The organism is Microcoleus sp. PH2017_35_SFW_U_B (assembly GCF_020737865.1).
Taxonomy (GTDB): Bacteria; Cyanobacteriota; Cyanobacteriia; order Cyanobacteriales; family Microcoleaceae; genus Microcoleus.
Window position 1 is genome coordinate 1 of the sequence record NZ_JAEQDE010000037.1, and the last position, 12,393, is coordinate 12,393.

Below are 12,393 nucleotides of genomic sequence, written 5' to 3' on the forward strand. Positions count from 1 at the left end.
CCTTACCCGATTACCCACTATTTTTAAAGCTTGACCAGGATAGGAAACTTGGTACATCGCCCCTTTAGTTCTGTACTTGGGTAGCCTCGGTTTTTGATTGAGGTCTCCTTTCTTCGCTAACTTTTGTAGGGTTCGGAAAGAGCTAAAGGATTCAGCGACCGATTTTAAAGATTGTTGCGCGACTTGCGAGTAGAGTAAGCCGTAATTCTCGTTGCCTTTGGCAATTTTGTACAAATCTGGGTATTTAATTGTACCTTTGTCCTTAAAGTACCGTTGCCGACTTTCGTAAGTCCCGACATTAAACAGATTGTTTGACCACCTCAACAGTTGCTCGACAATGGTTTTGTCGAGTCCTGTTAAATGCCACAGGTCTCTTTGTACTGCGTACATCTTTTTTTACCCTCCTTGATTTATTTTACTAGAATTGGTAAATATTTAACTGGCAGGATAAATCCTGCAATGCCCTTTCATCCCTGGACTTTTGTCGCAGGGTTTTCAGGGTATTTCTTATAATCTCGCTCATTTATAGCATACTAAATCAAAATTGCAAGGCCTATAGATATTTTTAAACTCTGGTATCTTTCGAGCTAAAAATATTAATGATTGCACGTTTTGATGCCTGTTTTGGGTACACTTTTATCTCGCCCAATTTCGCTCGAATCTAGAAGTCATGCTGCGAGTCAAGCCCGAGTATCTATCCAGAGGGAGAAAAAATGAAAATCTTTCATTCATGATTTTTCTTTCCTGCTTGTTCCCGAATGCCTGATAGCTGACTGTTGACAAGAAACAGAGCTGTTAATTAGAGGCAGAAGCGGCCCGGTTTGCTCTTGGCCGTTGACGGCTAGTTCGCTGTGGCAAAGGTAAAGCACGGAACAACGACTTAACAAATCTACCAGAATTCGCCGCAGTCGCTGTTGGTCGGCGGCCGTTTCGTCTTCGGTTCCCCAGGGACGCCCCAATTGCGATCGCACAAATAAGGGTGCACCAAACAAAGTCGCCGCACCGCCGCTCAGCCATAGGGGCGAACCGGCATCCAGCCAAAAGTGCCATTTGTGGGCGCGGCGGCTGCTGCGGTACTGGAAGATGTTGGCGAGGGTGACGGCTTGGGCTTCTGGGCCTTGGGAACGGACTGGAAACGGGTTGGCGGTGACGGTTCCTTGGCGCAACAACTGGATGAACCTGGCGATTGTTTCTGAGTCGCCACCGTTTGTGGGTTCTACACGCTGCATTCGGGCGTGTATTTCCCAGTAGTGGGCGGCGGTTTCTATTAACTCTCGGAGGGCTGCTAGCCGATCGAACGGCAGATATCTGTCGTTGATGAGAAATTTCTGGATCGCTCGATCGATCAGCGCAATGGGACTGGGTAACAGCCGCTCCTGTTGTTGCGATCGCTGTTGTTCGATCCACTCTACAATTTGCTCGTAGGCCAAAGCTGCTCGGTGTCCCACTCTGTCCCACCGGGGAAAGGCTGTAATTTCCAGCAGTTGAGGTCGATCGAGATCGGGACAAAAACAGTGATCGGCAATTAAACCTGCTCTCACTTGGTCGATCGATTTTAGATTTTGGATTTTAGATTTTAGATTGAAAGTGGGGTTATCTTCTGCTGTTTCCGGCAATTCCCGGTGTTTCTGGCTGCCTAAAATTACTAGCATTTCGGCTACGGCGTCTCGATCGACTAAACGGCCTAGTCCAGGATAAACCAACGCTAGCAAAGTCAGCAAAGCTCGAATCTCTGGCGTAGTCGATAGGGGACGCTGATCGTTGAGGGATTCGGCCGCGATACCATCTCGGGCGAGAATTTCCGTTAAGCTGTAACGGGCGATCGCATCCATCCCAGGAGCAACTACGGCGATTTCCTGCGCTTCCACGGCTTTTGACTTCACCGCATCCACGATAATTTCGGCGGTTTCTCGCAGCAGTTGCGCCCGAGAAGTGGTTTCGAGCGATCGAACCGAGCCTGGTAAACTCAAGCCTAAAGGATAAAAACCCTCAGAATTCACTGCCAAACTTACGGCTAAATCCCCAATCTCTGAGGATAAACCGGCTTTTGCGTCCAAATTTTCCACGCTTCCGCAGCGGCTTTCGAGTCGGGCGAGGTATTCCGTGTCAGCCCCCAAACCCAAACGCACTCCTCCATCCCGATTGTAGGAAAAGGCCCCCGCTGCGCCTGTGTCGAGCATTCGATCGAACAAATGACCGCTGATGGCCGGATAATCGTCAACATCATCGGCGATGACAGCTTGATATCTAGAAGCCAACTGCTGCTGGTAAGTGACATTTGGCAACAAATAGCGCCAGTAGAGTTCGCACACAATCCCGTAAGTCAGCAGCCCCCGCGTCAAGCACCATTCCCGCCACCTTTCGAGCAACTCTCCCATGCTAGTCCACAGGCTATTCGAGCCGTCACCAGCGGCAAATCCCTGTTGGAGAATGTGGGGAATTTCTTCTCTGGGCGTACCGCTGACAGCAGCAAGTTGTAATAAGTCTAGAGTTCGACGCACCATGCGATTTGGACTTACCCCTGTTTGTTGCAAAATCCCTTCGTCTAACTCGCGACGCCAGAGTCTGGCTGCAAGTTCCAATTCTGTTTCAGGTTGCAGCCGCAGGGGAAATTGAGCCTTCAAATCTAGCGACTGCAACAGCAGCGGCCAAAATAGCAATACTTCCTGCTCAAAAAAACCGAACGGTGTTGTGGAGTGAAAGGCATATTTTCCTTGGGTAGCTATGGCGATGCGATCGGCCAATTCCAACCGGTTGTCCCCATTAGCTGCTAAGACTAAGATTGCTGGGGCTGTTTGTCCCGCCCGCCAGCGCCCGGAACGCCCGCGGCTTGAAACGTTTGCGGGCAAAGGCTTGACTGTTTTGCTCCACAGGCAGAACTGCTCGACTAAGCGAGCGGTTTTGCCACTGCGGGCGCCTCCTACAATCCAAATAGAATCTGCGGAAACGGTTCCTAATTTATCTAAATTTGTTACCATAGTTACAGGTTTTCTAGGCAAATATTACAATTGCCTCGGGCAACCATTTTGTAAGGTGTGACCCTTACCGGACGTACTACTACGCCCTGTATTCCCTCAGCTTCATCGTTGGGAAATGCTTTTTTGACAATGTTAGCGCTGCCATTCACATCCGCATTGATCAGTCTGCCATCACCAGCACGAAACAAACCTCGCTTAATTCGCTTACCTTTGTACTCTGAATGCTTAACACAAGGTTCATTATCTAAAAAAGAACACTTTGAAGTGTAACTTTCTTCAATAACTTTCACAACTATTCCTACTAACTGCGCTTTGTAAGTTAGCATTTCAATAAACCTTGCATGAGGTATTGCTGCGAAATTCTGATTGTTCCGCTTTCCGAGATTTATTCCCTGTTTCCAATTCTCGTTTTTACCAATCACCAGTGTCCCGATTCGGTTAGCTGCCAGATGATTGATGATGAATCGACTAGCGTTGTGCAGGTAATTATCTACTTTTACATTCCGCTTGTGAGTTAATTGTTCAATTTTGATTGATGTTTGTCTCTCCCCCTTCAAGTCTGACTGCAACACAGCCTTTTTTTTGTGATAGTAGGCATTGATTGATTTGAGAGGTTTGCCATTTATTATCAGCGGAACAAACCCGTTTTGATTGGATGTAATTGTCGCTAAATTATTCAGACCAATATCAATTCCTGCTATTCCTTCAACACCTGATGATGAAACAGTTACAGCCTTGGGTTCATAAACTACCTCTATCGAGTAATGGTAAGTTTTTGGAACGATTCTGACTTGATTTACTTGGCTGACTTTAGTCGTTAGAAATATCTGAGTCAAAGACAGATTGATGATTCCTTTTTTGAGCCATTCTTGACTGATAGCTTGAGCGGTGTAAGTCAGGACATTTCTGCCTAATATTTTGTGTTTGTATCTGGGTATTTTGGGTCGGGCTTTGAATTTATCTGGATGTAACTTATATTCCTGGGTAGCTGCAAAAAAAGATTTCCAGCTTTCATGCAATCTCAATAATACTTGCTGAGATACTTTGGCTGGTAATGCTAGATAGTCAGTCTTTCCCTGACATATTTTCTGTATTTTGTAATAATCGAGGTATTCTCCCGAACTAATAAACTTTTGTCGGACTATATAGTTAGCGTAGTTGAAAATATTCTTAGAAAGAAAGCACAAATTATCTAGCTGCTTGTATAGCCAGTGGTTTTGATCGATAATGTGCTTTTCAACGAGCTGCATAGTTTTGCCGTATTTTTTGACTATACTATACTATACACGGCTATTAATGGCTATAAAGTCAATGAAGTTTTACCATACCGTGAGATTGCTAGGACTATCCCCAGCGCATACTTCCTGTAAAGCCGTCAAGCGAAGGACGGGGTTTCTACCCAAATTTTCGATGACTAATATCTGCTACTAACTAATGGACTCCAGCTATGAATACTTCTCTGTGGAACAGGTTTGTAAAATATCTCTACAGCGCTCACCAGTGGTATAGAGAAACGCCTGAAAGGGCACTAGAACAGGCCTATGATGCTGCGCTAGCAATTAAGGCGATCGAAGATGAGCATTTTGGCGGCCAAGGCATCTCCGAGCGATCGTCCGATTACGGACACAGCACCCTGTCTTACTTTAAATCCGAACTGCAAAAATACCTCAAGGTCATCCAAACGAGAATGGTTGAGTTTAATGCTAGCCGTTCTTTTTTGGAATTGCCCGATCGCGTGGGGGCAAAACCGCAGGCGGGTAACAGCGCCCCGCGCCACCAACAAGGATTGGGTTTAGAGAATAAAGATCGATCGTCCCTGGTATTCGAGAAGCTAGAGTTTATTGATGGAGTCATTGACAAGTATATTAATAATAGTAAATCAACGGCGATCGTCCCACTTGTCAGTTCAGTAAACGTGCAGGTGAAATCTACAAGCAGTTCTCAACTTGACGCCAATAAAGGATTAGCTAATCTCAATCAAACTCATGGGGAGGTTGATACTAGCTCTGAAGAGGTGAATTTATTACCCAGATCGCTTTTGGGAACTTTGAATCGAATCACTAAAGAGTTAGATCCCGAAGCAGAAAAAGACGTAGTTAGAAATTTCCGAAATTCTAAAGTAAAAACAGTTATTTCTCTAAGATTTATTTTGCTTTTGATTTTGGTTCCCCTGCTGACAAATCAAATTTCCAAAAACTTTGTAGTCGGGCCAGTAGTTGACCACTTTCGAGTCAAGCAAAATGCTCCCTTATTCATAAACGTTGACTTGGAAGAAGAAGCCTTAAAAGAACTGGAAACATTTGAGCAGCACCTCAAATTTGACACGTTAATTGGCATAGCGCCGCCACTTGCTCCAGAGGAAAAGGAAAAGAAGATTGCTGAAAAAGCATTTGAATTAGCGGAGGAATATCGCAAAGAAAGCGGTGGAGCCATTAAAAATATTTTTGCTGATTTGATTTCTGTGATTGCCTTTGCCGCGATTCTCATCACTAACAAGAAAGAGATTGAGGTTTTAAAATCTTTCATGGATGATGTGGTTTATGGACTCAGCGACAGTGCAAAGGCTTTTGTAATTATTTTGTTTACCGATGTGTTTGTGGGATTCCACTCGCCGCACGGTTGGGAAATAATTCTCGAAGGTTTATCGAGGCACTTGGGACTGCCAGAAAATAGGCAGTTTATCTTTCTGTTTATTGCCACGTTTCCGGTGATCTTGGATACGGTATTTAAGTATTGGATATTCCGTTATTTAAACCGGAGTTCGCCTTCGGCGGTTGCTACTTACAAGAATATGAACGAGTAATCTGCTCATATCTAATTTTTTTGTTAAATAACCCTTATTAGGTTCGTAGTGAGGACTTCAGTCCTCAAAAAATATCAGGACTGAAGTCCTCACTACAAACCTATTATTCCGTTTGTAGTGAGGACTTCAGTCCTCAAAAAATATAATCCGCTAATTCCAACGCTTCTTGCGTTGTCGCTGGTTCGCCACCGCCTCCACCAGTCCCAATCCGAGAAAATTACTCAGCAGCGACGCATTCCCGTAACTAAGGAAAGGTAGCGGAATTCCTGTAACCGGGGCTAAGCCGATGTTCATCCCAATATTTACGAATACCTGAAAAATTAACATTGACAGTACGCCGATCGCCAGCAAGGAACCAAAATTGTCGTTTGCAGTTTGTGCGATCGTCACCAAGCGGAAACAAATGATCCAGAACACCAACAGCACTGCAATGCAGCCAATAAAGCCCAATTCTTCGCCGATCGCAGAAAAGATAAAGTCCGTATGCTGTTCGGGAATAAAGTTAAGCTGAGTTTGGGTTCCGTGAAACAAACCTCTGCCTTTGAGTTCCCCGGCCCCGATCGCAATCCGAGATTGAATCAAGTGATATCCGCTGCCTAAAGGGTCTTTCTCGGGGTTCAAAAACCCTGTCAGGCGCATTTTTTGATAATCCTTCAGCACGCCCCAAAATACGTGTCCGACGTGTCCCGACACCACATTCACCAACACAGCACCGAAAGTCCCCAGCCAAGGCCAAGGTAGGCTTCGCCAAGCAATAATACCCGCCACGACTACCCAGGCTACCCAAATCGGTGTGGACACGTTATTGAGGAGAACTGAGAAGAGAGGAGAGAACAACAATATTAACCATCCGGGATTGACATTTCCCCAGTAAAACATCCCCATTGTGATCGCGCCAAACACCAGCGAAGTACCTAAATTTGGTTCAGCAAAGATCAATCCCCAGGGCACAGCCATAATCGCCAGCATTCTCAACATATCGCGCACCGTAGGGACAGTCTTCTCGTGCAGGAGGGCTGCTAAGGTGATAATCATCCCTACTTTGGCAAATTCTGAGGGTTGCAGGTAGAAGCCGCCGATATTGATCCACCGCTGGGCACCGAGCCCTGTAGTACCAATAAACCGCACTGCAATCAGGGACAAATTAATGAATATGTAAATCGGCCATTTCCACTCAATCAGTATTTGGTAGCGACAGCGGGAAATGATGATGGCGAGGAACAAACCGACTCCGCCAGTTACCCAGTGCCGCCACCAGTCGATCGAGCCCTGGTTGATTTCGACGCTGCGGATCATGATTCCGCCGAAGATGGTGAGGCTGATGCAAGCGGCAAACAGCCAAGGATCTGCTTCTTCCCAGGGTTTGAAGATCGATGTCCAGCGGTTTCTGACTTGTATTCTTTGGAACATGAGGATTTTAGATTTTAGATTTTAGATTTTAGATTATCGAGCCGATTTTCGGAAGTTGTGGATATATAGCAGTTGACAGTTGACAGTTGACAGTTGACAGTTGACAGTTGACAGCAATCAAACCGTTTATGCTGTGGGTTCTCGTCTCCATTCATGGCAGTCATTTATGCCCTCACGCCATGTGGCGGTTGCTATATTTTGGATGCTGAGCCTGCACTGTAACTTTAGAAGATTTGGTGTCAGTACGTCACTTTATTCGGCGAGTTGTACGGAGGTTCCGGGCAGTCTGCAACTGGCCGAGGTGCGCAGTGTGCACAAATCTGTAGGGTGCGCAGTGTGCACAAATCTTGTAGGGTGCGCAGTGCGCACCTTACGCGGATTTAGCTCGCTCCGCAAGTCCTAGAATCGGTCAAGTCGGCTCGTAAAGGTACTCAAAACCGTTACCGTCGGGGTCTCTGCCGTAAAAAGACGCTGTACCGTCGCGGTGTTCGTGAATCTGGGTGACGGAAACACCTTCAGTTTTGAGTTGTTCGTAGGCGGATTCCATTTCGGTGCGATCGTCAAATACAAACCCAAAATGCGGCCCTGCTTGGTCGTAAGTCGGACTCAACAGCGCCAGTCCATCATCTCCTGCTTTTAAATAAGCCCAGTCTGCATCTTTCCAAACTAACTCCATTCCCAATTTGCTGTAGAACTCAGCAGCTTTCTCTATGTCTTGCACGCAGACGGCTACGTGTCCCAATCGTTTTAGTTTCATGTCTAGAAATTTTATTGTTGTGCTTTACTTTATTGTATCTTTTTTCCTTTGTTTCTCAGTTAATTAGGGATTTTTTCGGGATTTTTGGTAGCGGCAAACTGTACTTTTTCTACTTGTTTGCTGGCGTCCATTTCGCTGAACAGTTGAATGGCGCGATCGAAGTTTTCTTGGGCTTTCTCGATGTTGCCGAGTTTTTGTTCTGTCAGTGCGAGCTGATAGCAAGCTTCGGCTCGGTCTAATTTAGCGCTGGGCAGATCGAGTATTTCTATTGCTTCTGCATGGTGCTGCATGGCTTGGTCAAATTCTCCTCGTTCTCGGTACAGGGCAGCTATACCGCTAAGAGCTTTGGCTTTGACGGTGCTGTAAAGGTTTTCGTCGGCCTGGGCGATCGCCTGACTGTACAAGCTCAAAGCTTTTTCTGGATCTCCGAGGTTTTTATAGGTGGTGGCTAGAAACACTAACTTGTATCCCGTACCCACTAACTGGCTCTCTTCGCGATCGGCATATAGTTTGTCGGCGAGTTCCTTGGCAGCTTTTTTGACTCCCACACAGGAGTTGAGAAAAGCTAACCCGACCTCGATCGAATAACTGTTAATCCCGATAATCCCGATTTCCTCCCGCGAATTTTTCATTTTGACAAATATCTCCAGAGCTGGTTCTAATTCCAGCATTTCTATTTTGCAAAACCCTATATTGATTGCAGCGTTAAGTTTCCAAAATTCTAGATTAGCTTTTTGGCCGTTTTCCGGTTCGCTATTTTTTGCTATATTTTGCAGACATTTAGTGGCTTTTCTTTCGGATATTTGGTGACATTCTATGGCTTGATTGATGTCGCCCAATATTCTGTAAGAAACGCCTAAAATACTGTAAAGACCGCTCAAATAATAGTCAGAAGTCACATTGTTGACGATGCGAGTAGTTGCTGAAATTATTGGCTGCAAGAAACCTAGTTTATAGAGAGCTCGTCCGAGTTTGTAATCTTTGGCAAACTGGATATTGATTTTTTTGAGGATGACGCTAGCGGCCTGCTCGAAACAGCTAATTGCCACGTAATGATAGTAAGCTTCAAAAGCTTTCAGCGCATCTTCTACGGTTTCAATAATCTCGACGCTATCCGTCCAAAACTCGGCTGCTTTGCGGTTGGCGGTGTCCCAGTCTGCGGGCGAAAGCCGATCGACTGCTTCTTCCCGAATTGCTGGATGCACCCAGTATTCGCCTTTTTGGGACTCGACTAGCGATCGGTGCAACAGCGATTTAATGATTTGTCTGCGTCCGGCTTCGGGCACGTCCCACAGCAGGCACAAAAGTGCATCACTAGGGACTGTCGGCACGTCTTGATAGCGGTAACAGCCCAAGCGGCAAAGGAGTTGATAGGCTTCGGGATCGAGTTCTTGCAGGCGGTTGAATTGACTGGTAACTAAATTTTTTAAGTCGGTTTCCACCAGCGGATCGTCGCTGTTTTCCAGCCAGTAGGCTGCCATATCTCCGTCAAAATCTTCTCGGATTGTCCCCCAAAGAATGCCCATGGCTTTGGCATTACCGCCGTAAACTTTGTGCATTTCCTGGAGTGCGACAGGATCTATTTTGATGTTGCGATCGCCAAAATACTGCTGCCAAGTTTCCACGTCCAATCCCGGAAGCAGGTAGTGTTCGACGGTTACGTCAGAATCGCAAAGTCGATCGCGACTGGTAATCAGCGTTACCGACTGCACCGCCGCGTCAGCCAAAACTCGCAAGAGTTCGACGTAAAGCCGGTGCGGTTCAATAAATTTACCTTGTCCGTCGAGGGCTGCTTCCAAATTGTCAATCAATACGCCGACTTTGAGAGTCTGAAGTTGCCGCTTCAGCCGCCCGAGGGTGACACCAAAGTCTGGCCCTGGTTCTTCTTGGAAGTCTTGCTTGAGCCATTCTTCGATCGCACTCTCTAAGGCTGTGAGGTTTTCTGTCTCTTTTGCCATCAGCAGTTCAATTACGCGATCGAACCCTTGAGATTTCAGGTACTGTCTGGCTAAAGTCGTTTTGCCCATACCGCCGGCACTTTGGATCACAATCACTTTAGCGCCTTGGGCGACCAGAGTATTCAGATCCTCGATCGCCTCAAACCTGCCCAAAAAGTTCGGATTTTCGATTTCCAAGTCCGAATCTAGCCCCAGGGACGATCGGGGCGGAACAATTTGCCCCGACTGCGGTTCTAGTTTCGAGTAGCTGCGCCAATATCGATCTATTACCGCTTGCAGGTTATCTCTTTTAACTTTTTCACCTTCTCCAAACAAAGCTGAAAGGCGCTTCCACAAATTAGAGGCAGCATCCTTAACAGTCCCTACTCCATATCCTTCACTCTCTGCAACCTGTTGGTACGTCCTGCCTTGCACCCCCATCCATGCTTCGCGAAAGATCGCGCTGTCAAGGTTGTCGAGAGTTTTCAGGTTTCGAGCCACAAGTAACGAGTTAGTAAAATCCAGTGCTTGATCCGCTTCCATTGAGTCACCAGGTTTAGCGTTACCTATTATCAAACAACTCTAACAGACTTTTTCCGACTCGCTTACGGGCTCAAACAGCCGACTTATAAGGACTTTTGCCGACTGACACAGCCATGGTTGACCTGCGAGACTGTTGAGTGTGGAGGGGAAGTTGACCGACAAGCTTCTGACATCCGCACCAATCAAGTCGAACTTACATTCAGGAGCCAGCAGCTATGTCTATTAACACTGATGAAAAGGCGATCGTCGATGAAGCAATTCGCCCTCAAGAATGCGGCCGGGTGCGCTTTCAAAGCACTTGGTGGCCTGCAAAATGCGATCGAGACATAACTTTTCACCCCGGGGATGTGGTTCGAGTTGTGGGAATTGACAACATTACCCTGATTGTCACAGCCTAGCTTTGACAGTTGACAGTTGACAGTTGACAGTTGACAGCAAGAGGGCGACCTCTACCTGGAAATTGGTAACGAGTCGAGCAATCAGTTTTTCGCATCTCAAACTTCAGCCAAACTTATAATCAGGAGCCAGCAATCATGACTTTTGACAATTCCGAAAAAGCGATCGTCGATGAAGCAATTCGCCCTCAAGAGTCCGGCCGCGTGCGCTTCCAAAACAGTTGGTGGCCTGCAAAATGCGAGCAAGAGATGACTTTTCAACCGGGTGACGTGGTTCGCGTCATCGGAATTGACAACATTACTCTGATTGTGGCAGCCTAGCTGCCGATCGAGCCAGTGAATCGAGTCCTACAAGTTTTTACCTCTCAAGAATCCGACGAATCTGCACTCAGGAGTCCTAAAGTTATGAGTCTCAACCATTTGAAAAAAGCCGTCGTAGAAGAAGAAATCCGTCCAGGCGAGTCCGGTCGCGTCCGATTCCAGAGCACTTGGTGGCCTGCGAAGTGCGATCGACAAATAACTTTGAAACCCGGTGCTGTGGTTCGTGTCCTGGCACTTGAGAACGTGACTCTGATCGTTGAAGCGTAGTTGGGAATTAAGGATTTACCGAGTCTGGTTATAAGTTTATCGCCTTTGAAGGTTACGAAAAATTTGAAATTGGGAGCCAAAAATATGACTGTTAGCTATTTGGAAAAAGCGATCGTAGATGAAGAAATTCGACCCAATCAGCCCGGTCGCGTCAGCTTCCAAAACAGTTGGTGGCCTGCGAAGTGCGACGATCTACAAATAACTTTGAAACCCGGTGCTGTGGTTCGAGTCCTGAGACTTGAAAACATTACTCTAATAGTTGAAGCTTAGTTCGGGAAAACTCTGAGGTGGGGAGTAGTCAGTTGATTTTAGATTTTAGATTTTAGATTTTAGATTTACACTCTCATTAAATCTGAGAGTTTGAAAGTCAGTCTAAAATCAGGGGATCTGCCAGACTCAAGTTGAGGATTTGTATCGGTTTGTAGAAGGCAGAATTTAACTTCCCGCTTGCAATTGTTGGGATAAGAAATCTGACCATTTAATCAAACTTAAAAAGCGCGAGCTTTTCGCATCCAAAAGTCAAACATAACCTATCTTCAGGAGCCATCCACCATGTCTACTAACTATGTCGAAGAAGCAAGCTTTATTGAAGAAGAAGGAATCTTAGCCTTCGCTGATGAGGAAAAAGTAGGCAGTGTTAATCAAGCAAAATCAGCCGTCTCCGGTGCGGAAAAGTCCAGCACCGATGTAGCAGAAGAGACGGCGGTCGGTGAGGAAAAACCCGCTGTCGGCGATGCAGAAACAGTCCATACTCATCTAGCGCCAAAAGATATCGCCCCAGACCAAAAAGCGATCGTCGAAGAAGAAATTCGTCCGGGAGAATCTGGTCGCGTCCGTTTCCAAAGCAGTTGGTGGCCTGCAACATCTGACCAAGAAATTACTTTTAAACCCGGAGAAGCGGTTCGAGTCATCGCCATTGACAATGTGACTCTGATTGTTGAAGGGTAATTGCAAAGCATCTTCCGATTTTAGATTTTGGATT

General features: G+C 46.3%; 11 protein-coding genes and 1 pseudogene. 6 read left to right on the forward strand and 6 right to left on the reverse strand.

All coding sequences use genetic code 11. The annotated features are described in order from the left end of the window. The 3 genes and pseudogenes from JGK36_RS10090 to JGK36_RS10100 all read right to left on the reverse strand — a co-directional run. Positions 1–390 (reverse strand): annotated as a pseudogene (locus tag JGK36_RS10090) (RNA-guided endonuclease TnpB family protein); the annotation flags it as partial. A 338-nt stretch (positions 391–728) separates the two neighbouring features. Continuing rightward, positions 729–2,978, reverse strand: coding sequence for a recombinase family protein (locus JGK36_RS10095; RefSeq protein WP_293196630.1), 2,250 nt, complete (start codon positions 2,976–2,978; stop codon positions 729–731). A 2-nt stretch (positions 2,979–2,980) separates the two neighbouring features. Then, positions 2,981–4,228 (reverse strand): transposase, encoded by a 1,248-nt coding sequence (locus JGK36_RS10100; RefSeq protein ID WP_293176855.1) that lies wholly within the window; start codon positions 4,226–4,228, stop codon positions 2,981–2,983. A gap of 197 nt (positions 4,229–4,425) precedes the next feature. On the opposite strand from JGK36_RS10100, the gene JGK36_RS10105 reads away from it, so the two are divergent. Beyond that, the gene (locus JGK36_RS10105) at positions 4,426–5,781 is read left to right on the forward strand and encodes a proton extrusion protein PcxA (RefSeq protein WP_293176853.1); all 1,356 of its coding nucleotides are present in this window, start codon (positions 4,426–4,428) and stop codon (positions 5,779–5,781) included. A 150-nt stretch (positions 5,782–5,931) separates the two neighbouring features. Here the strand turns inward: JGK36_RS10105 and rodA are convergent, their stop codons facing one another. The 3 genes from rodA to JGK36_RS10120 form a co-directional block, all read right to left on the reverse strand. Next, positions 5,932–7,191: a rod shape-determining protein RodA gene (rodA, locus tag JGK36_RS10110; protein WP_293176851.1), complete on the reverse strand. Its 1,260-nt coding sequence runs from the start codon at positions 7,189–7,191 to the stop codon at positions 5,932–5,934. Between the two features lie 409 nt (positions 7,192–7,600). Next, positions 7,601–7,948: a VOC family protein gene (locus JGK36_RS10115; RefSeq protein WP_293176849.1), complete on the reverse strand. Its 348-nt coding sequence runs from the start codon at positions 7,946–7,948 to the stop codon at positions 7,601–7,603. 59 nt (positions 7,949–8,007) lie between these two features. Beyond that, positions 8,008–10,428 (reverse strand): tetratricopeptide repeat protein, encoded by a 2,421-nt coding sequence (locus tag JGK36_RS10120; RefSeq protein WP_293176847.1) that lies wholly within the window; start codon positions 10,426–10,428, stop codon positions 8,008–8,010. 215 nt (positions 10,429–10,643) lie between these two features. Here JGK36_RS10120 and JGK36_RS10125 point away from each other — a divergent pair, with 215 nt between their 5' ends. The 5 genes from JGK36_RS10125 to JGK36_RS10145 all read left to right on the forward strand — a co-directional run bounded on the left by JGK36_RS10125 (position 10,644) and on the right by JGK36_RS10145 (position 12,359). Further along, positions 10,644–10,826, forward strand: a complete 183-nt coding sequence (locus JGK36_RS10125; RefSeq protein ID WP_293176845.1) for an NfeD family protein — start codon at positions 10,644–10,646, stop codon at positions 10,824–10,826. A 135-nt stretch (positions 10,827–10,961) separates the two neighbouring features. Next, positions 10,962–11,144 (forward strand): NfeD family protein, encoded by a 183-nt coding sequence (locus JGK36_RS10130; RefSeq protein WP_293144766.1) that lies wholly within the window; start codon positions 10,962–10,964, stop codon positions 11,142–11,144. A gap of 15 nt (positions 11,145–11,159) precedes the next feature. Continuing rightward, positions 11,160–11,411: an NfeD family protein gene (locus JGK36_RS10135; protein WP_293176843.1), complete on the forward strand. Its 252-nt coding sequence runs from the start codon at positions 11,160–11,162 to the stop codon at positions 11,409–11,411. Between the two features lie 84 nt (positions 11,412–11,495). Then, positions 11,496–11,681 carry an NfeD family protein gene (locus JGK36_RS10140; protein WP_293176841.1) on the forward strand — a complete coding sequence of 62 codons (186 nt, stop codon included), beginning with the start codon at positions 11,496–11,498 and terminating at the stop codon, positions 11,679–11,681. Between the two features lie 282 nt (positions 11,682–11,963). After that, entirely contained in the window at positions 11,964–12,359 is a 396-nt protein-coding gene (locus tag JGK36_RS10145; RefSeq protein ID WP_293190056.1) for an NfeD family protein, read from the forward strand. Positions 12,360–12,393: the final 34 nt, after the last annotated feature.